Source organism: Pseudonocardia sp., assembly GCF_035305885.1.
In the GTDB taxonomy this organism is placed as follows: domain Bacteria; phylum Actinomycetota; class Actinomycetes; order Mycobacteriales; family Pseudonocardiaceae; genus Pseudonocardia.
This window is the reverse complement of record NZ_DATGOP010000022.1, coordinates 53,660-74,204: the sequence shown is the minus strand read 5'-3', so window position 1 is coordinate 74,204 and position 20,545 is coordinate 53,660. Positions and strand designations below refer to the sequence as shown.

At 73.7% G+C, this 20,545-nt stretch carries 19 protein-coding genes; 8 read left to right on the top strand and 11 right to left on the bottom strand.

The window, feature by feature from the left end; all coding sequences use genetic code 11:
- Positions 1–825: ADP-forming succinate--CoA ligase subunit beta (sucC, locus tag VKZ81_RS04025; protein ID WP_324240024.1), on the bottom strand; the 825-nt coding region annotated here is incomplete at its 3' end.
- Positions 826–1,019: 194 nt separating this feature from the next.
- Here sucC and VKZ81_RS04020 point away from each other — a divergent pair.
- Complete coding sequence (locus VKZ81_RS04020) at positions 1,020–2,024, top strand: esterase/lipase family protein (RefSeq protein ID WP_324240023.1); 1,005 nt, start codon at positions 1,020–1,022, stop codon at positions 2,022–2,024.
- A 290-nt stretch (positions 2,025–2,314) separates the two neighbouring features.
- Positions 2,315–3,028, top strand: a complete 714-nt coding sequence (locus VKZ81_RS04015; protein ID WP_324240022.1) for a M23 family metallopeptidase — start codon at positions 2,315–2,317, stop codon at positions 3,026–3,028.
- On the opposite strand, the gene pcrA is transcribed toward VKZ81_RS04015, so the two are convergent.
- Positions 3,029–5,359: a DNA helicase PcrA gene (pcrA, locus tag VKZ81_RS04010; protein ID WP_324240021.1), complete on the bottom strand. Its 2,331-nt coding sequence runs from the start codon at positions 5,357–5,359 to the stop codon at positions 3,029–3,031.
- A 204-nt stretch (positions 5,360–5,563) separates the two neighbouring features.
- Here pcrA and VKZ81_RS04005 point away from each other — a divergent pair, with 204 nt between their 5' ends.
- From VKZ81_RS04005 to VKZ81_RS03995, 3 genes are all read left to right on the top strand, one after another.
- Positions 5,564–5,869 carry a chorismate mutase gene (locus VKZ81_RS04005; RefSeq protein ID WP_414709325.1) on the top strand — a complete coding sequence of 102 codons (306 nt, stop codon included), beginning with the start codon at positions 5,564–5,566 and terminating at the stop codon, positions 5,867–5,869.
- Between the two features lie 55 nt (positions 5,870–5,924).
- Positions 5,925–6,245 carry a hypothetical protein gene (locus VKZ81_RS04000; RefSeq protein ID WP_324240020.1) on the top strand — a complete coding sequence of 107 codons (321 nt, stop codon included), beginning with the start codon at positions 5,925–5,927 and terminating at the stop codon, positions 6,243–6,245.
- A 323-nt stretch (positions 6,246–6,568) separates the two neighbouring features.
- Positions 6,569–7,738, top strand: a complete 1,170-nt coding sequence (locus VKZ81_RS03995; RefSeq protein ID WP_324240019.1) for a hypothetical protein — start codon at positions 6,569–6,571, stop codon at positions 7,736–7,738.
- A gap of 30 nt (positions 7,739–7,768) precedes the next feature.
- On the opposite strand, the gene VKZ81_RS03990 is transcribed toward VKZ81_RS03995, so the two are convergent.
- The gene (locus VKZ81_RS03990; RefSeq protein WP_324240018.1) at positions 7,769–8,440 is read right to left on the bottom strand and encodes a response regulator transcription factor; all 672 of its coding nucleotides are present in this window, start codon (positions 8,438–8,440) and stop codon (positions 7,769–7,771) included.
- Positions 8,437–9,813 carry an ATP-binding protein gene (locus tag VKZ81_RS03985; protein ID WP_414709324.1) on the bottom strand — a complete coding sequence of 459 codons (1,377 nt, stop codon included), beginning with the start codon at positions 9,811–9,813 and terminating at the stop codon, positions 8,437–8,439. The genes VKZ81_RS03990 and VKZ81_RS03985 overlap by 4 nt, the downstream gene beginning before the upstream one ends.
- Before the next feature lie 41 nt (positions 9,814–9,854).
- On the opposite strand from VKZ81_RS03985, the gene VKZ81_RS03980 reads away from it, so the two are divergent.
- Together VKZ81_RS03980 and VKZ81_RS03975 are read left to right on the top strand one after the other, a co-directional pair.
- Complete coding sequence (locus VKZ81_RS03980; RefSeq protein WP_324240016.1) at positions 9,855–11,105, top strand: PspC domain-containing protein; 1,251 nt, start codon at positions 9,855–9,857, stop codon at positions 11,103–11,105.
- Positions 11,098–11,307: a hypothetical protein gene (locus tag VKZ81_RS03975; protein ID WP_324240015.1), complete on the top strand. Its 210-nt coding sequence runs from the start codon at positions 11,098–11,100 to the stop codon at positions 11,305–11,307. Before VKZ81_RS03980 ends, VKZ81_RS03975 begins: the two co-directional genes overlap by 8 nt.
- Positions 11,308–11,311: 4 nt before the next feature.
- Here VKZ81_RS03975 and guaA read toward each other — a convergent pair whose 3' ends face one another.
- From guaA to guaB, 3 genes are all read right to left on the bottom strand, one after another.
- Positions 11,312–12,859 carry a glutamine-hydrolyzing GMP synthase gene (gene guaA / locus VKZ81_RS03970; RefSeq protein ID WP_324240014.1) on the bottom strand — a complete coding sequence of 516 codons (1,548 nt, stop codon included), beginning with the start codon at positions 12,857–12,859 and terminating at the stop codon, positions 11,312–11,314.
- Positions 12,860–12,892: 33 nt separating this feature from the next.
- Entirely contained in the window at positions 12,893–14,017 is a 1,125-nt protein-coding gene (locus VKZ81_RS03965) for a GuaB3 family IMP dehydrogenase-related protein (protein WP_324240013.1), read from the bottom strand.
- An 86-nt stretch (positions 14,018–14,103) separates the two neighbouring features.
- Positions 14,104–15,615, bottom strand: coding sequence for an IMP dehydrogenase (gene guaB, locus VKZ81_RS03960; protein ID WP_324240012.1), 1,512 nt, complete (start codon positions 15,613–15,615; stop codon positions 14,104–14,106).
- 160 nt (positions 15,616–15,775) lie between these two features.
- Between guaB and VKZ81_RS03955 the strand changes: the two genes are divergently transcribed.
- A complete protein-coding gene (locus VKZ81_RS03955) occupies positions 15,776–16,162 on the top strand; it encodes a DUF5319 domain-containing protein (RefSeq protein WP_324240011.1) in 387 nt (128 codons plus the stop codon).
- 66 nt (positions 16,163–16,228) lie between these two features.
- Here VKZ81_RS03955 and VKZ81_RS03950 read toward each other — a convergent pair whose 3' ends face one another.
- From VKZ81_RS03950 to VKZ81_RS03935, 4 genes are all read right to left on the bottom strand, one after another.
- On the bottom strand, positions 16,229–17,395 hold the full coding sequence (locus tag VKZ81_RS03950; protein ID WP_324240010.1) for an anti-sigma-D factor RsdA: 1,167 nt from the start codon (positions 17,393–17,395) through the stop codon (positions 16,229–16,231).
- A complete protein-coding gene (locus VKZ81_RS03945) occupies positions 17,396–17,968 on the bottom strand; it encodes a sigma-70 family RNA polymerase sigma factor (RefSeq protein WP_324240009.1) in 573 nt (190 codons plus the stop codon).
- A gap of 518 nt (positions 17,969–18,486) precedes the next feature.
- Positions 18,487–19,083, bottom strand: coding sequence for a response regulator transcription factor (locus VKZ81_RS03940; protein ID WP_075942692.1), 597 nt, complete (start codon positions 19,081–19,083; stop codon positions 18,487–18,489).
- A gap of 415 nt (positions 19,084–19,498) precedes the next feature.
- A complete protein-coding gene (locus VKZ81_RS03935) occupies positions 19,499–20,431 on the bottom strand; it encodes a MerR family transcriptional regulator (RefSeq protein WP_324240008.1) in 933 nt (310 codons plus the stop codon).
- Positions 20,432–20,545 lie beyond the last annotated feature (114 nt).

The following is a 20,545-nucleotide window of genomic DNA, read 5'->3' as shown; positions in this document are numbered from 1 at the left end:
GTGCCGCTCCCCGGCGTAGGCCACCACGTCGAGGGTCGACATCACCAGGCCCGCACCGTTGCCGATGATCCCGACCTCACCGTCCAGCTTGACGTAGTTGAGGTCCTTCGCCTTCGCCTTCGCCTCCAGGGGGTCCTCGGTCCGCTGGTCGACCAGGTCCGCGTGCCCCGGGTGCCGGAACGCCGCGTTGTCGTCCAGCGTGACCTTCCCGTCGAGGGCGAGGATCTTGTCCTGCGGGTCGCGCACCAGCGGGTTGACCTCGACCAGCGTGGCGTCCTCGGAGACGAACGTCTCCCACAGCTTGACGATCACGTCGGCGGCCTGGTCGGCGACCGCGGCCGGGATCTTCGCCTGCGCCACGATGTCGGCCGCCTTCGCGCGGTCGACGCCCGCGATCGGGTCGACGGGCACGCGGGCCAGCGCCTCGGGGCGCTCCACGGCGAGCTGCTCGATCTCCATGCCGCCCTCGGCGGAGCACATGGCGAGGAACGTGCGGTTCGAGCGGTCCAGCAGGAACGAGAAGTAGTACTCCTCGGCGATGTCGCTGGCCTCGGTGACCAGCACCTGGTGCACGGTGTGGCCCTTGATGTCCATGCCGAGGATCGCGGCGGCCTTCTCCTTGGCCTCCTCGGGGGTCTGGGCCAGCTTGACGCCGCCCGCCTTGCCGCGGCCGCCGGTCTTGACCTGGGCCTTCACCACGACGGCTGTGCCGAGCTCCGCGGCGGCGGCGCCGGCCTCCTCCGGCGTCTCGACCGTGCGGCCCGGCAGGACCGGCACTCCGTGCGCGGCGAAGAGCTCCTTCGCCTGGTACTCGTAGAGGTCCACTCGGGTTCTCCCTGCCCACTCCGCTGTGCGTCGCGGGCGCCGGGCCCGCGAAAATCGCTGCCCCGCTGACCCTAGCGACGCGATCCGCACCCGCCCTGACCTGGTCCGGTGACGACAGTCACCCTGCTCCACCACCGTCAGCGACGACACCGCCAGAACGGGCGGGGAAGGCCGTCCTCACCTACCGTTCCCCCATGGCGCTGGTCCATGCAGGGGTGGACCGCCTCGCCCGCGTGGCCGAGGTGGCGCGAGCCGCCGCGGCGGACCTCACGCGCGCCGGCGCCTACGCCGCGCGGACGTTCGGCTGCCCGGCCGGCGTGCGCGGGCTCGCCGTGGAGTGGGCGTGGCTCGCCGCGCACCTCGCCGTCTACCCGGCCGGGTTCGTGCACGAGCAGCTGGAGAACCCGACCGGCCACCGCACCGACCCGCTGCCCCCGCTGCGGCGCAGCCTCGTGGTCACCGACATCGAGGCGGCGGGAACGCCGATCCTGCTGCTGCACGGGATCATGGACAACCGGTCGGTGTTCACCGTGTTCCGCCGGGCGCTCAAGCGCCGCGGCTTCGGCGTCGTGCACGCGGTGAACTACAGCCTCCTCACCGAGGACATCCGGACCGCCGCCCGGCGGCTGCACGAGCACGTCGACCAGGTGCGCGAGCGTGCGGGCGCCGAGCGGATCCACATCGTGGGCCACTCCCTCGGCGGCGTGATCGCCCGCTACCACGTCCAGCGGATGGGCGGGGACGCGGCGGTGGACACGCTCGTCACGCTCGGCAGCCCGCACGGGGGCACGCTCGCCGCCCACCTGCTGCCGACGCCGCTCGCCCGCCAGCTCCGGCCGGGATCGGACGTCATCGCCGAGCTCACCGAACCCGCCCCGGGGTGCCGCACGCGGTTCCTCGTGGTGTGGAGCCGCATGGACCAGCTGGTGCTGCCGCAGCGCAACGGCCGCCTGCGCCACCCCGACCTGGAGGTGGAGGAGCTCGAAATACGTGACGTCGGTCACTTGGCACTACCGGTCGACCCCCGGACGGTGCACCGGGTAGCCACGTCGCTGGGCCGGACGGTGGGCCGGGTTCACCCGTTTCGCCCAGGTCAGACCTACTCGCGGGTCACTTCGGGACGCTCCGCGACCGAGCGTCACCCGAATCCTGACGCTGCGTCGACCGCGCGGCCACGCCGAGCGAGGAGTTGCCGCTAGCCGAGCTGCCTCGCTACCTTCCCCCGGTCCGCGTCACAAGCCGATCACGGCGGTGCGGCGGCGTCCCCCCGAACGTCGCCCGGGTCCTCCCCAGCCCGAGCCGCCCGGCCGGACGCGGCACCCCGGTCAGTCGAGAAGGGCAGGTCTTGGCGCGCCACCGCTCCCCCAGCGGCGCCCAGGCGGACGATCCGGGACGCACGACGCCCCTGCGCGTCGTCGACGTCCCGGGAGTGCACCGTCTCCCGGCGCCTCCTGCCGCCCCGGTGCGCGGTCGCGCCACCGTGGCCGCGGTGGCCGCCGGTGCCGTGGTGGCGGGCGGGCAGACCGCCGCGACCACGTTCTTCGGGGGCGACGACGCCGTCGCCGCGTTGCAGCCCGTGGCCGCGGTGACCAAGGAGGCGGCGCCCGCCGACCCCGAGGCCGCCTTCGAGGGCGCGATCGGCGGCAACCAGCTGCTGCCCGACCCGCTCGCGGTCGACGCGCTCGACCCGGAGTCCATGGTCGACGTGCAGAACCTCGCCAAGGCGGTGGACATCGGGCGCGAGCTCGCCCGGCAGGCGGCGATCATCGAGGCCGCGCTGGCCGACGGCGCCCCCGAGGCCTACCTGTACGGCGACACCGCGTACGTCAAGCCGACGGTGGGCCACCTGACGTCGCTGTTCGGCAGCCGCTGGGGGCGGCAGCACGAGGGCATCGACATCGCGGGCCCGATCGGCACGCCGATCTACGCGCTCACCGACGCGGTGGTCGAGGAGTCCGGCCCCGCGACGGGTTACGGGCTGTGGGTGGTGCTGCGGCACACCGACGGCACGCAGAGCGTCTACGGGCACGTGAACCGCTCGTTCGTCCGCGAGGGCCAGAAGGTGAAGGCCGGCGAGGAGATCGCCGAGATCGGCAACCGCGGCTACTCCACCGGCCCGCACCTGCACCTGGAGATCTGGAGCAAGGACGGCTCCAAGATCAACCCGCTGACCTGGCTGCGCAAGCGCGGGATCCGCTACTAGCTACAGCTTCTGCAGCGGCACGCCGCCGATGAGCATCAGCCGGACCGTGCCCGCGCTGCCGAAGTCGATCAGCACCCGCTGGGTGGCCTTGTCGGACTCGATCACGGTGCCGAGGCCGTACTTGTCGTGGTTGACCCGGTCGCCCACGTCGAGCGAGATCGACGCCTTGAGCGCCGCCTTCGGCACGTTCCAGCTGCCCCGGTCGGTGGCACCCGGCCTGCGGCCGAAGCCGAACCGGCCCACCGGCGCCGAGCGCTCCGGCTCGGCCCGCCGCCACTCGACCAGCTCGTCGGGCACCTCGGCGAGGAACCGGGAGGCCGGGTTGGCGTTGGGCTGACCGAACGACGAGCGGCTCATCGCCCGGGACAGGTACAGCCGCTTCTGCGCGCGCGTGATGCCCACGTAGGCCAGGCGCCGCTCCTCGGCCAGCTCGTCCGGGTCGCCCATCGCCCGCATGTGCGGGAACACCCCGTCCTCCCAGCCGGTGAGGAACACGACCGGGAACTCCAGCCCCTTGGCCGTGTGCAGGGTCATCAGCGTGACCATGCCCTCGTCGCTGCCCGGCACCGAGTCGGCGTCGGCCACCAGCGCCACCCGCTCGAGGAACGCGGCGAGCGAGCCGGGCGGCGGCGCGCCCGCCTCGACGTCGGACTCGTCGAGGTCGGCCACCGCGGCGTCGCCCGCGAACTCCCGGGCCACCGTGACCAGCTCGGCGAGGTTCTCCCGGCGGGAGCCGTCCTGCGGGTCGTCGCTCGCCTCCAGCTCGGCGGTGTAGCCGGTGCGCGCGTAGACCGCCTCGAGGATCTCCGCGGTGTCCTCGCCCTGCTCCACCAGCTCGGTGAGTTCGTCGAGCAGCCGGACGAACGCGGCGATGCACCGCTGCGAGCGGGTGGCCAGCCCGGGGATCCGCTCCGGCTGCTCCGCGGCGATCCGCAGCGCCGCCGCGAACGAGATCCGCTCCCGGTCGGCGAACGCGGCCACCACCTCCTCGGCGCGCTCGCCGATGCCCCGCTTGGGCACGTTGAGGATGCGGCGCAGGCTGACGGTGTCCTCCGGGTTGGCGAGCACCCGCAGGTAGGCCAGCGCGTCGCGCACCTCCTTGCGCTCGTAGAAGCGCACCCCGCCGACGACCTTGTACGGCAGGCCGACGCGCAGGAACACGTCCTCGAACACGCGCGACTGCGAGTTGGTGCGGTAGAAGACCGCGATGTCCGAATTGCGGAACTCGCCGGAGTCGACGAGGCGGTCGATCTCCTGCGCGACGAACGCTGCCTCGTCGTGCTCGTTGTCGGCGACGTACCCGACGACCTTCTCCCCGTCGCCCTGGTCGGACCACAGCCGCTTGTCGCGGCGGTTCGGGTTGCGCGAGATCACCGCGTTGGCCGCGGACAGGATGTTCTGCGTGGAGCGGTAGTTCTGCTCCAGCATGATCGTGCGCGCGTTCGGGAAGTCCTGCTCGAACTCGATGATGTTGCGGATGCTCGCGCCGCGGAACGCGTAGATCGACTGGTCGGAGTCGCCCACCACGCACAGCTCGGCGGGCTCGACGCCATCGGCGGCCGGGGTGACCAGCTCGCGCACCAGCACGTACTGGGCGTGGTTGGTGTCCTGGTACTCGTCGACCAGAACGTGGCGGAACCGGCGGCGGTAGTACTCGGCGACGGCGGGCAGCCGCTGCAGCAGCGCGACCGTCTCCATGATCAGGTCGTCGAAGTCGAACGCGTTGGCGGTGCGCAGCCGGGCCTGGTAGACGCCGTAGACCTCGGCGACCTTGCGCTCGAACTCGTTGGCCGCGCGCTCGGCGGCCTCCTCGGGCGAGCACAGCTCGTTCTTGAGGTTGGAGATCTGCGCCGCGACGCCGCGGGCGGAGAACTTCTTCGGGTCGAGCTCGAGGTCGCGCAGGACCAGCCCGACGAGCCGGCGCGTGTCGTCGGCGTCGTAGACGGAGAACGCGCTGCGCACGCCCAGGTGCTTGGCCTCCCGGCGCAGGATGCGCACGCACATCGAGTGGAACGTGGACACCCACATCGCGCCGGCGCGCCTGCCGACGAGCGCGTCGACGCGCTCCTTCATCTCGGCCGCGGCCTTGTTGGTGAAGGTGATCGCCATGACCTCGCCGGGGTGGACCCCGCGCTCGGCGAGCAGCCACGCGATGCGGTGGGTCAGGACGCGGGTCTTGCCCGACCCCGCTCCCGCCACGATCAGCAGGGGCGAGCCGGCGTGCACCACCGCCTCGCGCTGGCGCGCGTTGAGCCCCTCCAGCAGGGCCGCGCCCCGCTCGGTGCGGGGCTGGACCGGCGTGTCTGCGGGGAGTTCGAACAGCGCACTCATCGTGCCGCGAGGGTACCGCCGCCCCCCGACGGCGCCCGGTGTGGCACACTGCTCCCGTGCTTCTGATCGGCCGCCGATTTTTCTACGGGTACCGGACACCGGTGCCCGTGGCCAGCTGATCAGCCCCCACGACGCCCCGGAGTCCGCAGGACCCGGGGCGTTCTCGCGTCGCGGGTCCGGGCCGGGCACCTGCAGGAGGAGACCGTGACCGTGACGACCGACGAGTCCGCCACCGACGCCGCTGCCAACGCCGTCGACGCCACCGCCGACGACATCGACGCGCTCCGCCTGGAGATCGACCAGCTGGACGCGGAGATCCTGCGCCTGGTCAAGCGCCGCACCGAGGTGTCCAGGCGCATCGGGAAGGCCCGGATGGCCGCGGGTGGCCCGCGGATCGTCTACAGCCGGGAGATGGCCGTGCTCGCCCGGTTCCGCGAGCTCGGCAGCGAGGGCCGCGACCTCGCGCTGCTGCTGCTGCGGCTCGGCCGCGGGCGGCTGGGAACCAGCTGAGGGAACCGCGCGGCGACGGGGCGCACGAGCCCCGTTCCATGGCACCCTTGTGCCCATGGGTGCGGTGTTCGGGATCGTCGCGGCGGTGATCGCCCTGGCCGGGCTGGGAGTCGCGGCCTTCCACGTCCTCTACCTCGCGCTGCTGGGCAACGCGGCGAAGAAGAAGGGCCTGTCGGGCGGCACCACCACCGACTACGTCAACAGCCGCTGGAAGGTCGCGGGCGGCACGGCCGGCGTCGCGCTGCTCGGCCTGCTGCTCACCTCGAGCTCGTCGGTCCCGGTGGACCTCGTCGGCCTGCTGCTCGGCGGCGGCGCCGGGATCTACGCGAAGCAGGCGCTCGACTCCACCCGGTCGCGCTTCCGCACGCTCCCCTGACGCGCCGTTCGCCGATTTCCCCGATCACGGAACGATCACGGCGCGTTCCGCCCACCGCATCCCGGCGCCGAGCCGAACGGGCCCGACCGACGCGACGAGCGGATCGGCGAAGCGCTGAGCGGAGCCCCGACCGGGCGAGCGGTCGGTAAGCAGCGTTGAGCGGAAATAGACCGTTCGTGTGACGCGCGACGAGCGGATGAATGGCACTTGGTGCGCGTCTGTGGCATCCGGTAGACAGTCGGGCGTCCGTTCACTCCAAGGGAGGACGTCTCGCTGTGGCTCAGATCCGGTACGGGGATGGATCAGACGCACCCGCGACGGAAGTGATCACCGTTGCCGACCTGCTGAGCCGCAACGCACCCGTTCCCGTCCAGCGCGCGGAGCCGGACACCGGCGGCATCACGGTCGGCGCGCTCCTGCAGCGCGAGGGGCGCAGCCCGCACGGCGACCGGCCGTTCAAGGTCCGCCCCGACCGGTCCGAACCCACCGACACCGGGGCAGGCGCCGGCCGGAGCGCGCTGGTCCGCCGCGGGGCGATCGCGGCGGGCACCCTCCTCGCCGCGGGCTCGGTGCTCGGGGCGGCGATCCTCACCGACGTCACCCCCACCGCCACCCAGACCCCGGGCACCGGCGGCGCCGAGGACGACGGCCCGTACCCCGGCCAGGGTCTGCTCGACCAGGAGGACCCGGCCGCCGCGCTCCCGGACACCGTCGCCATCGACCAGGCCGCGGCCCGCGACCCGCTGCTCGACCCGGGCACCCCCGCCCCGTCGGACTGGATCCCCGTGGCCTTCCCCAGCGCCATCGACGGTGAGGACGACGACACCGACGACGGCGCCGACCAGGCCGGCAGCGGCTCCAGCGGCTCCAGTGGCTCCGCCTCCCAGGCCTCGGCCACGTCGGACGACGATGACGACGAGCCCGCGCAGGAGTCGTCCAGCAGCGGGTCGTCCTCGAAGAGCAGCTCCAGCTCCAGCGGTGGCTCGAGCAGCGGCTCCTCCGGCAGCTCGGAGAGCGACGACGACCGCAGCGGTGACGGCGACGACGACTCCGAGGACGACGGCGGCAGCGGCGACCGCGACGACGGCGGGCTGCTCAGCGGCGTGGGCAAGGCCGTTGGCGGCGTCGTCAAGGGCGTCGGCGGCGTCCTCGGCCTCGACGGTGACGACGACGGCGACGACGACGAGGACCGCAAGAAGAGCGAGAGCAGCAAGAAGAACGACGACGACGAGGACGACGACGACAAGGGCTCCCGCTCGATGCGTCTGTTCTCCGCCGACGACGACGATGAGAAGGACTCGTCCGCTCCCCACGACGAGGATGACTCGGAGTCCGACAGCGACGACGAGCGCGACAGCGGTGGCGACAGCGACGACGACTCCGAGGACGACGGCGGCAGCGACGACGACGATGACGACGGTGACGGCGACGACGACGGGGATCGCGGCCTCGTCGGCAGCCTGCTCGGCACCGTCGGCGGCCTCGTCCGCTGACGCGACGGTGGGCGTCGGGCCGGCGGTGTCCTAGACGAGGCGCCGGTCCGACGCCCACCTCGACAGCTCGTAGCGGTTCGACAGCTGCGTCTTGCGCAGGACGCTCGAGACGTGGGTCTCCACGGTCTTGACCGAGATGAACAGCTCGCTGGCGATCTCCTTGTACGCGTAGCCCCGCGCGAGCAGGCGCAGCACGTCACGCTCGCGGCGGGTCAGCAGGTCCAGCTCCGGGTCCCCGGGAGGAGCGGCGCCGGGCCGGTCGGAGAACACGTCCAGCACGAACCCGGCCAGCCGCGGCGAGAACACCGCGTCCCCCGACTTCACCCGGCGCACCGCGTCGGCCAGCTCCCGGCCGGAGATCGTCTTCGTGACGTAGCCGCGGGCGCCCGCGCGGATGACCGCGATGACGTCCTCGGCGGCGTCGGACACCGAGAGCGCCAGGAACAGCACGTCCGGCAGCTCCGGCCGGATCTGGCGCAGCACCTCGGCCCCGCCGCCGTCGGGCATGTGGACGTCCAGCAGCACGACGTCGGGGCGCAGGTGGCGGATGCCGGCCACCGCCTCGTCGACGGAACCGGCCTCGCCGACCACGGTGACGTCCGGGACGTGCCGGTCGAGCTCGGCCCGCACGCCCGCTCGGAACAGGCCGTGGTCGTCGACGAGGAAGACGCGGATCGGCGCGTCGGCCGCTTCGGTGGTCATGTGTTCGATTCCTCCTGCGCCCGCACCTGGGGTGCGGGTTCGGTGTGCTCTGCGGTGCGCCCGTCGACCGGCATGGACAGGTGCACCTCGGTGCCCTCGCCCGGCGCGCTGCGCAGCCGCACGGAGCCGCCGTGCCGCTCCATCCTGCCGTGCACGGAGTCGGCCAGCCCGTGCCGGTCGGCCGGGACGGCGTCCGGGTCGAACCCGACCCCGCGGTCGCGCACGAACACGTTCACCTCTTCCGGCTCCACCTCGGCGTAGACGCTGACCTCGCCCACCTGCGCGTGCTTGGCGGCGTTGACCATCGCCTCCCGGGTGGCGAGCACGAGCGCCCGCAGGCCGTCGTCGAGCACGCGGTCGCCGACCACGACGGGCCGCACGTCGATCGCATAGGTGTCCTCGACCTCGGCGGCCGCGGCCGTGATCGCGTCGGCGAGGCCCTCGGTGAGCGCGGGCTCGCCGGACGCCCGGCTGGAGCGGCCGTATCCGGTGGGCCCGTACAACCAGTGGCGCAGCTCGCGCTCCTGGCCGCGGGCGAGCCGCAGCACCTCGCGCGGCTGGTCGGCCTGGCGCTGGATCAGCGCGAGGGTCTGGAGCACCGAGTCGTGCAGGTGGGCGGCGATCTCGGCGCGCTCGGTCTCGATGATGCGCTCGCGGCGTTCCTCCGACAGCTCGCGCACCAGCCGCACCCACCACGGGATGGTGAGCACCCCGACCCCGACCAGCGTGGCCAGCACCGCGAGCAGCCCGAACTGCACCTGCGACAAGTCGAGGTTGCCCACCAGGAACACCCCCAGCCCGGTGGCGACGAAGAGCGAGCCCGCGAGCACCCGCCACAGCGCGGCCCGGCCCCCGCCCGCGACGCCGGTGACGCCGGAACGCGCGCCCTCGGTCCAGCGCCTGCGCTGCGACTCGTCGGCCTCCCGCCACACCACGGCCGCGCCGACGGCGGCCACCCCGAGCGGGCCGACGATCCAGCCCACGACCGTGTTGCCGAGCGCCGCGGCCGCGAGGCCCGCGCCGACGCCCAGCGCGGCGAGGCCGAGGGCCTGCTGACGCTCCTTGCGCCCGAGCGCGCGCGGCACCTCCGTCTGCTCCTGCCGCACGAAGATCCACAGCAGGCCGTAGGCGATGACGCCGGCCCCGTTGATCGCGGACAGCACGACGAACGCGGTGCGCACCCACAGCACGTCGACGCCGAGGTGGTCGGCGACACCCCCGGCGACCCCCGCCACGAGCCGGGCGCTGCGCCTGCGCACGAGCGGCGGTGTGCCGGCGGGTGCGCCGGTACCGGGAAGTGGCTTCACGCCTCCATGGTCACACGCGCGGGAGATGAGGACATCGGGGAAACCTCGGGGACGGCTCGGGGCCATCCCCCATCCGCGGCACCGTCCCGAGGAGGCACCCTGAGCTCATGAGTCGTTCGGACGTCGGCGAGACGCTGCGGGATATGTGGGAGACCCGCCCCGCTCGGCCGCGGGAAGGCCGCCAGGTGGCGGGTGTGGCGGCGGCCATCGCGCACCGCTACGACATCGACCCCGTCCTGGTGCGGGTCGGGTTCGTCGTGGCGGCGTTCTCCGGGGTCGGCGCGGCGCTCTACATCGCGGGCTGGATCCTGCTGCCCGAGGAGCCCGCGGATCCGGCGGCCCCGCCCGCGGACCGGCCGCGCACCTGGCTCCTCGTCGCGCTCGCGATCGCGGCCATGGTGACCCTGGGCAGCATGTTCGGCGGCAACGGCCCGGACGTGCTCCTGCCGCTCCTGGTCGTGGCCGGGCTGCTGTACCTCCTGCACCGCAGCCGCGGCGACCGCGCCGTCACGGGCACCGCGGAGGCGCCCACGGTGGCCACCCCGACGGCCGCGCCGGCGGCGCCGACCGCGGCGACCACCACGAGCGAGACGGCCACCGGGGCGGCGGCCGCCACCGAGCCGCCGCCGGTCAGCCCGCCCGCGTGGGACCCGCTCGGCGCGGCCCCGTTCGCCTGGGACCTGCCCGATCCCTCGCCCGAGCCGCCGGAGCCCCCGCGGCGCCGGTTCCCGGTCACGCCGGTGACGCTCGGCCTCACGCTGATCGCGGGCAGCGCGACCGCCGTGATCATGATGCTCGGCGGGATGCTGACGCCGGCCAACCTGGCGATCCTGTGCGGGGTCATGCTCGTGGTGCTCGGCGCCGGGCTGGTGATCGGGTCGTTCCTGCGGACCGGGCGCGGCCTCATCCCGTTCGCGCTGCTGCTCTCCGCGCTGACCTGGGGCCTCGTGACCGCGCCCGTGCAGAACTGGCGGACCGACGGGATCGGCGAGCTCGTCGCCGCGCCCACCACCGTGGCCCAACTGCAGCCCACCTACGAGCAGGGGGCGGGCGAGATCGACCTCGACCTGCGCAACCTGGACCTCTCCGTCCCGCCGGGCGGGGAGGCGACCCCGGTGCGCACCCGCGTCACGATCGGCGCGGGCGACGTGACCGTGCGGATCCCGCCCACCGCCGACGTCACGGTCACCGCGCGGGCCGGGTTCGGCGACGTCCGGTTCGGCGACCGGCAGGGCAGCGGTCCGGACGCGCACGTGCAGGCGATCGACGACCTCGGGACCGACGGGGTGCGCAGCGGCCGGCCGCTCGTGCTCGACATCGACGCAGGGTTCGCAGACGTGGAGGTGCGGCGTGGCTGAGCTGGTGAAGAAGGAGACCAAGCGCGGGCCCGACCCGCTGGCGCTGGTCGTCGGGCTGCTCACGCTGGGCATGGCGGTGAGCGCGTTCGTCGGCGAGATGCCCTCGCTCGTGGGCATCGACGCCCGCTGGCTGCTCGCCGCGGCGGCCGCGGCCATCGGCGTGCTGCTCCTGGTGGGCAGCCTCCGGGGCCGTCGCCGCTAGCGGGCTACTCCCACTCGATGGTGCCCGGCGGCTTGCTCGTGACGTCCAGGACGACCCGGTTGACCTCGGCCACCTCGTTGGTGATGCGGGTGGAGATCCGCTCGAGCAGGTCGTAGGGCAGCCGGGTCCAGTCGGCGGTCATGGCGTCCTCGCTGGAGACGGGCCGCAGGACCACGGGGTGGCCGTAGGTGCGCCCGTCGCCCTGCACCCCGACGCTGCGGACGTCGGCGAGCAGCACCACCGGGCACTGCCAGATGTCGCGGTCGAGCCCCGCGTAGGTGAGCTCCTCGCGCACGATCGCGTCGGCGGCCCGCAGCGTGGCCAGCCGCTCCGCGGTGACCTCCCCGATGATCCGGATGCCGAGGCCCGGCCCGGGGAACGGCTGGCGGTGCACGATCGTCTCGGGGAGGCCCAGCTCGGCGCCGACCCGGCGCACCTCGTCCTTGAACAGCGCCCGCAGCGGCTCCACCAGCTCGAACTGCAGGTCCTCCGGCAGGCCGCCCACGTTGTGGTGGCTCTTGATCGTGGCCGTGCCGGAACCGCCGCCGGATTCCACGACGTCCGGGTAGAGGGTGCCCTGCACCAGGAAGCCGACGTGCTCGCTCTCGGCGACCTCCGCCGTGGCGGCCTCGAAGACCCTGATGAACTCCCGCCCGATGATCTTGCGCTTCTCCTCCGGGTCGCGGACCCCGGCGAGCGCGGCGAGGAAGCGGTCGCGGGCGTCGACCGTGTGCAGCTTCGCGCCGGTGGCGGCCACGAAGTCGCGCTCCACCTGCTCGCGCTCCCCGGAGCGCAGCAGGCCGTGGTCGACGAACACGCAGGTGAGCCGGTCGCCGATGGCGCGCTGCACCAGGGCCGCCGCCACGGCCGAGTCGACGCCCCCGGACAGGCCGCAGATCGCCCGGCCGTCCCCCACCTGCGCGCGCACCGCCTCCACCGTGTCGTCGATGATCGACGAGGTGGTCCAGCCCGGGGTGATGCCCGCGACCTCGTGCAGGAACCGCCGCAGCACCTCCTGCCCGTGCGGGGAGTGCCCGACCTCGGGGTGGTACTGCACGCCCGCCAGCCGGCGCACCGGGTCCTCGAACGCCGCCACCTTCGCCCGCTCGGACGAGGCGGTGACCGTGAAGCCCTCCGGCGCCTTCACCACCGAGTCGCCGTGGCTCATCCACACCGGGTGCCGCTCCGGCAGCCCGTCGTGCAACGCGCTCGTGCCGCACAGGGTCAGCTCGGTGCGGCCGTACTCGCGGGTGCCGTCCGGGGCGACCTCGCCGCCGAGCGCCTGCGCCATCGCCTGGAAGCCGTAGCACAGCCCCAGCACCGGGATGCCCGACTCGAACAGCGCCGGGTCGACGGACGGGGCGCCCGGCTCGTACACGCTGGACGGCCCGCCCGAGAGGATCACCGCCGCCGGCTTGCGGGCGACGATCTCCGACACCGGTGTGTCACCCGGGACGATCTCCGAGTAGACCTGCGCCTCCCGCACCCTGCGGGCGATCAGCTGGGCGTACTGCGCGCCGTAGTCGACGACGAGGACGGTGGGGGGCTGCACGGCCACAGCGTAATCGCCGCTCGCGGAGCCCGATCAGCCGCGGACCGTCAGGCCGACGCGCTGGAACTCCTTGAGGTCGGAGTACCCCGTCTTCGCCATCGCCCGCCGCAGCGCGCCGAACAGGTTGACGGTGCCGTACGGGTTGTGGGTCGGCCCGTGCAGCAGCGTCTCCAGGTCGACCTCCCCCTGCCGGAACCCGGTGACCTCCGACCGGGGCATCGACGGGTGCGCCACCGCCGAGGTCCAGTACAGGCCCTGGCCGGGGCTCTCGGCCGCCCCGGCGAGCTGCTCGCCCAGCATCACCGCGTCGGCGCCGCAGGCGATCGCCTTCGCCATGTCGCCGGAGCCCGCCATGCCGCCGTCGGCGATCACGTGGACGTACCGGCCGCCGGTCTCGTCGAGGTAGTCCCGCCGCGCCGCGGCCGCGTCGACGATCGCCGTGGCCATCGGCACGCCGATACCGAGCACGTCGTCGGTGGTCGTGGCCGACGACTCGCCATAGCCCACGATGACGCCCGCCGCCCCGGTGCGCATGAGGTGCATGGCCGTGCGGTAGTCGCCGACCCCGCCCGCGACCACCGGCACGTCGAGGGAGTTGATGAACTCCTTCAGGTTCAGCGGCTCCCCGCCGGACACGTGCTCGGCGGAGATGATCGTGCCCTGCACGAACAGGATCTCGACGCCGCCCGCGAGCAGGTCGGGGGTGAGCTCCCGCGCCCGCTGGGGGCTGACCCGGGCGGCGACGGTGACCCCGGCCTCCCGCACCGTCTTGAGCGCCTCGGCGATCAGGTCGGGCTGGATCGGCGCCGAGTGCAGCTCCTGCAGCAGCCGCACCGCGGCGAGCGGGTCGTCGTCGTCCGCCGCCGCCACGACCCGCTCGAGCGCACCCTCGGCGTCGGCGTGGCGCGCCCACAGGCCCTCCGCGTTGAGCACCGGCAGCCCGCCGAGCTGCCCGATCCGCACGGCGGTGGCCGGCGAGACGATCGCGTCGGTGGGGTGGGTGACGAGCGGGATCCGGAACGGGTAGGCGTCGAGCTGCCAGGCGGTCGAGACCTCCTGGGAGCTGCGGGTACGCCGGGACGGCACGATCTCGACCTGGCTCAGGTCGTAGCTGCGACGGGCCTCCCGGCCCATCCCGATCTCCACGAGGTCACGCACGGGTGACCAGCGTAGAGAGCCGGTCTTCGGGCCGGGAACCCGGTCTCGGAGTGCCCTGCCGCCGGCGTTCCGACGGCGACGGGCTGTTACCGCGCCGAGTAGTTCGGCGCCTCGACCGTCATCGTGATGTCGTGCGGGTGGCTCTCCTTCAGCCCCGCGGCGGTGATCCGCACGAGCTGCGCCTGCTGGAGCTGCTCGATCGTCTGGGCGCCCGCGTAGCCCATCCCGGAGCGCAGCCCGCCGACGAGCTGGTGCACCACCTGGTCGAGCGGCCCGCGGAAGGGGATGCGGCCCTCGATGCCCTCGGGGACGAGCTTGTCCTCGCTGAGCACGTCGTCCTGCGCGTAGCGATCCTTCGAGTAGGAGCGGGACTCGCCGCGGGAGCGCATCGCGCCGATCGAGCCCATGCCGCGGTAGGTCTTGTACTGCTTGCCCCCGACGAGGATCACCTCGCCCGGCGACTCGGCCGTGCCGGCCAGCAGGCTGCCGAGCATCACGGTGGAGGCGCCGGCCACGATCGCCTTGGTGATGTCGCCGGAGTACTGGATGCCGCCGTCGCCGATCACCGGGACGCCCGCGGGCGCGCACACCTGCGCGGCCTCGTAGATCGCCGTGATCTGCGGCGCCCCGACGCCGGCCACGACGCGGGTGGTGCAGATCGAGCCGGGGCCCACCCCGACCTTCACCGCGTCGGCGCCCGCCTCGACGAGCGCGGCCGCGCCTGCCCGGGTGGCGACGTTGCCGCCGACCACGTCGACGTTCTCGCCCACCTCCGCCTTCAGCTTCGCGACGGTCTCCAGCACGCGCCGCGAGTGGCCGTGTGCGGTGTCGACGACCAGCACGTCCACCCCGGCGTCGACGAGGCTCATCGCGCGGGCGTAGCCCTCGTCGCCGACGCCCACGGCCGCGGCGACCACGAGGCGGCCGTCCGGGTCCTTGGTGGCGAGCGGGTACTTCTCGGTCTTGTTGAAGTCCTTGATCGTGATGAGGCCGCGCAGGATGCCGTCGCCGTCGATGATCGGGAGCTTCTCCAGCTTGTGGCGGCGCAGCAGCCCGAGCGCGGCCTCCGCGGTGACGCCCACCCGCGCGGTGATCAGCGGGGCGTGCGTCATCACCTCGTGCACCGGACGGGAGTGGTCCATCTCGAACCGCATGTCGCGGTTGGTGATGATCCCGACCAGGTGCCCGGCGTCGTCGGTGACCGGCACGCCGGAGATGCGGAACCGCGCGCACAGCGCGTCGACGTCGGCGAGGGTGTCGTCGGGCTTGCACGTGACCGGGTCGGTGACCATGCCGGCCTCGGACCGCTTCACGACCTCGACCTGGGCCGCTTGCTCCTCCACCGACAGGTTGCGGTGCAGCACCCCGAGACCGCCCGCCCTGGCCATCGCGATCGCCATGCGGGCCTCGGTGACGGTGTCCATCGGGGAGGAGACGATCGGCACCTTCAGCCGGAGCCGGCGGGTCACCTGCGAGCTCGTGTCGGCCGCGCTGGGCACCACGTCCGACTCCGCAGGCAGGAGCAGTACGTCGTCGAACGTCAGGCCCAGCATCGCGAACTTGGGGGCCAGTCCCTGGCTCGCGGCCTCGGTCGTCATCGCCACCATCCCGTCTCGCCTCAACGACCCCTCGCGACCATCGTATCGGCGCGTCCGGCGGGGATCGCGCGGGTCGTGGGGGCCGCCACGCCCCGCGGGATCGTCCTGCGGCGACGCGCTTGCCGTGTGGTCGGGTGCGAGCGTCCCACGTGCGAGTATCGTGAGGATCGTGTCACGTGATGCGTTGCCACCGGACCCGTTCGCCGGAGATCCGCACGACCCCGCGCTGTCGCTGGACGGCCCGGAAACCGTCGAGCAGGAGGCGCTGAGCGAGGCCGAGCGCGACGAGGTGGTGGCCGACCTCGCCGACCTCGCCGTGTACCAGGCGCTCCTCGAGGGGCGTGGTGTGCGTGGCATCGTCGTCGACTGCGGCGACTGCGGCGAGCAGCACTTCCACGAGTGGAGCCTGCTGCGGGCGAGCCTGCAGCAGCTGCTCGACGAGGGGCAGATGCGCCCGCACGAACCCGCCTTCGACCCGGACCCCAGCAGCTACGTCACGTGGGAGTACTGCCGCGGCTACGCCGACGCGGTGCTCTCCGACTCCTGACCGCGATCACCCGACCACGACGAAGCCCCCGGCCCGATCGGGCCGGGGGCTTCGTCGTGCAGCTGGTCAGTTGCTCTTGGGCGGGGATTCGTCGCCGTCGGCGCTCGGGCCGCCGGTGTCGGGGGTCTCCTTGTCGCCGTCGTCACCCTGCTCGGGCTGCGTGGTCGGGTCGGGCTTGCCCACCGACGTGGCGGGCGGGTTGCCGCCGCCGGTCGACGGCCGGTCCGGCTCGCCCTCGCCGTGGCCGGGCGGGGCCGGCTGCGTGCTGCTGGCGGGCGGCGGCGTGCCCTGTTCGGGGGCGACCGCCGCGCGGCGCGGGTCCTCCGTGGGGCGGGTGGACGGCTTGCCGGTTCCCTGGTCGGGCGTGCTGGCGACCTCCGGCCCCGGCCTGCCGCCGCCGGGCGTCGACGAGGTGTCGGGCTGCGGGGTGGTGGTGGTGCCGGACTCCCCGGCGTCGGCGGGCTGCGACTCGCGCACGCTCTCCGGGACCCGGCGCGAGGGCTGCGTGGCGAGCGGCGCCGCCGGGTTCACCTTGGTGCCCTCGGGGGTCTCGGCGGCCTTCGCCCGCAGGAAGTCCTGCGCCTCCGCGAGCTCGCTCTGGCCCTCCTGGGGTCGCACGACCTGCAGGTCCTGCTCGGCCTGGGCGAGCTCCTGCGCGGCGCGGACCGGCTGGCCCTCGGCGAGCGCCTGCTTCGCGTTCTCGATGCGCTGCTCGACGCGCGCCGCGGCCTCCACCGACTCGGCGCGCTCGCTGTAGAGCACCCGCGAGATGCCCCAGAGGGGGTCGTCGGGCTGGGCGTTGTAGGAGGTGACGGACACGCCGCCGACCAGCAGCACGAGGAACGCGGCGGCGGCCGCGACCGGCACCAGGTGCCGGGAGCGCCCGGACGGCCGCTGGGCGGCCTGCACGGTGGCCACGGCCGTGTCGAGGTCGACGAGCTCGGGCATCGGCTCGGCGTCGACGTCCGCCTTCCAGGCGGCGAGGATCGCCGCGACCCGGTCGTCGGCGTCGTAGCCGCTCACGCCCGGGGCGGACACGGACATGCCCGCGGCGAGCGCGTTGATCAGTTCGTCGTCCGCCTGGACCGCGACCAGGTCGACCGGCTCGGCGAGCTCGTCGAAGGGGACGGGCTGGGACTGCATGCCCGAGGGGCGGGACCCGTTCGTCCCGTTGTGGCCGTTGCGGTCGTTGCGGTCGCCGTCGAAGGGGTGGTGCGTGTCGTCGTCGGGCACTCAGACCACCTCCTCCTCGGGCATCGACTTCCGCAGGCGCGCGAGCGCCCTGTGTTGTGCCACCCGGACCGCGCCCGGTGTGGACCCGACGGCCTCCGCCGTCTCCTCGGCCGACAGGCCGACCACCACGCGCAGCACCAGGATCTCGCGCTGCTTCTCGGGGAGCGTGTCGAGCAGCTTGCCCATCTCGCTCGACAGTTCGACGCGCAGCGCGCGCTGCTCGGGGCCGTCCGCGGCCTCGGCCGAATCGGGGATGTCGGCGACCGGCTCCGACCGGTTCCGGGTGGCCGCCCGGTGTGCGTCGATCACCTTGTGCGAGGCGATCCCGTACACGAACGCGAGGAACGGCCGTCCCTGCACGCGGTACCCGGGCAAGGCCGTGAGCACGGCCAAACACACCTCCTGTGCCACGTCGTCGGCGGAGACCGACGACCGGTCCACTCGGCCCAGCCGTGCCCGGCAGTAGCGCACGACCATGGGCCGGATGAGCGCGATCAGAGCCCCGACGGCCTCACGATCGCCCGTCATGGCACGGGCGACCAGTTCGTCGGGTACGTCTGTCTGCTCACTCATCGCGGACCGTGGTACGCGCGTTACGGGACATATTCGGCATCATCCGTTCGTGAGGCTGACCACGGAGAGTGCTCAACCGTGCCTCATTGCGAACCACCGTAGCGAAGCCGCTCGGCGGCCCGGGATGGGCTACTTCGTCTGCATGGGTAGACGCACGAACGAGGCTGTCAGTTGCCACTCGCGGACGTCGACCACCCGATCGGGTGCCACGCGAGGCAGCCGGAAGCGCCGAATGGGGGTTTCGCCGGCGACCTCCCGTCCCGGACGGAGGGCACCCGGTCGCCGGTGATCATGCCGCCGCGGGAGGTCGACACCGCGGGGCGGGCGCCGCGCGGTCGCTCAGAGCGAACGGGCGGCGGTGTGGTGCGCAGGAAGCGGTGCAGACGCCCACCGCGCTGCGCCCGCGGTGGAGCGACGGGCCGTCGAGCCCGCGTTCAGGGCACGAGCGGGAGTGGCGCCACGGGGCGCCACTCCCCGCGCTCGTCGCCGCGCTCCGTCGAGGAGACGAGGCCTCCCCGTCAGGAGACCAGGCCCCTGCGGAAACCGTGCGCCACGGCCTGCGCGCGGTCGCGCACACCGAGCTTGCGGAACAGCCGCCGGGCGTGCGTCTTGACCGTGTCCTCCGACAGGTAGAGCTCACGGCCGATCTGGCCGTTGCTCTTGCCCTGGCTCATGCCGCGCAGCACCTGGAGCTCGCGCTCGGTGAGCTGCACGCCGGGGTCGGTCGGTGCGCGCGGCGTCGGCACGGCCGTGCTCGCCAGCGTGTGTGCGAGCGCGGCCACCAGCTCGGGGCGCGAGGCGTCCCAGCGCAGGTAGCCGCGCGCACCGCCGGCGATCGCGGCAGCGATGCTGCCCGCGTCGTCGGGGGCGCCGAAGACGATGACGTTGGCTTGCGGATGGGCGGCGACCAGCCGCCGCGTGGCCTCGACCCCGGTGGGCACCGCACGCTGCGTGCCGACCAGAACCACGTCCACCGGCTGCCGGGAGAACCTCGCCAGCAACTCGTCCCCGTGCGCAACGCAATCGATCCGGTGCACCCCCGGCACCGCGGACATCACGCGGGTCAAGCCTTCGCGGACGCTGCGACGATCGTCGCAGATGAGTACCGTCGTCACGACGATTCCTTCCTGCAGTTTCCTGCAGCCGGGTGATGTATCACCCCCCTCATCGGCGGGTGACAGGTTCACCTTGACACGATCAGGGCCGGTTTGTGCCCTCCATTCGGGAGTGTTGCGCCAAGTGGCACTCGTCATGTGGGTGACGTAGGACCGAACGGAGTAGTGAGGTTACCGGGAGCCGAGCATCTCCGCCCGATCGCACCCGCATCGGGCGGCTCCGGAAGGGGGCACATCGGCGCAGGATGACGCTCATCGTGACGGCCTCGGCGTGTCGTCGGCGTGGCGCGTCGCTCGGCGCGCCACTCACCGATCGATCCGCCGTTCGGGCGGCCCGCTCGTTTGCTGTCGAGACTCCGATCGGGGCGTTTTCGATCTCGTTCGCGCGGCGGGCCCCGGCGCCCGCGCGGGAGGGTCAGACCCGGACGGCCTCAGTGATCGTCGCGACCGCCCCGCGGAGCGAGGTCAGCCGCGCGGTGCGCTGCGGGAGCACGGCGCCGTCCCACCCGGGGCCCGCGGCGAAGGTCCGGTAGCGCGGGCGGGTCCGGGGCATGCCCGACAGCAGCCGCGCATCGGCCGTCTGGGGCATCAGCGACCACAGCACCACGGCGGCGGGCGCCGTGCGCCGGGCCGCCGCCACGAGGGCGTCGGCAGGCAGGTCGGCGCCGAGGTAGCGGTGGGCCACCCCGCGGGCCCGCAGCGCCGCGGCCAGCGCGAGCATCGGCAGGGCGTGCTGCTCCCCCGGCGCGGCGGCGAGCAGCACCGGCCGCGCCTCCCGCACGGACCCGGCCTCCCCCACGAGCGCGCCGAAGACCGCGCTCACGCACGCGGTGACGAGGTGCTCGACCTCCACGCCGGTGGCGGTCTCGGCCCACCGCGAGCCCACGGCCCCGAGCACCGGCCGCACGACGTCGTCCCACGTCGACTCGACACCATCCCTGCGCACCGACTCGGTGAGCAGGTCGGACACGGCCGCGGAGTCGAGCGCCAGCGCCGCGCGGCCCAGCCCGCGGGCACGGCCGTCGGTCCCGCGCAGCCGCAGCACCCGGCCACCGACCCGCGGGCCCTCCCGGTCCGGTTCCACGGGCGCGGGCGCACGGTCCGGCACCGGGGCCGACAGGGCGTAGCGGGCGGCCTCGGCGGGCGACACGCCGCGCACGAGGGCGCGCTTCATCAGCTCGAGGCGGGCGAGGTCGGCGGGCGAGTACCGGCGGTGCCTGCCGGGTGCGTGGTCGCTCGGACCGATCCCGTACCGGCGGTCCCAGGTGCGCAGCGTGCCCGGGGCCACCCCGAGCCGGCGGGCCGTCGCAGCGACGGTGAGCCCCGGCGCGTCCGCTGTGTGGGCCACGGGCCCATCGTCGACGGCGCCGTCGGGCGCGGGCAAGGCGGGCCCTCTACGGACGAACGGCCCCCTCGCCGGGCGGTACCCGGCGAGGGGGCCGTTGCTGGTCGAGCGGTGGGG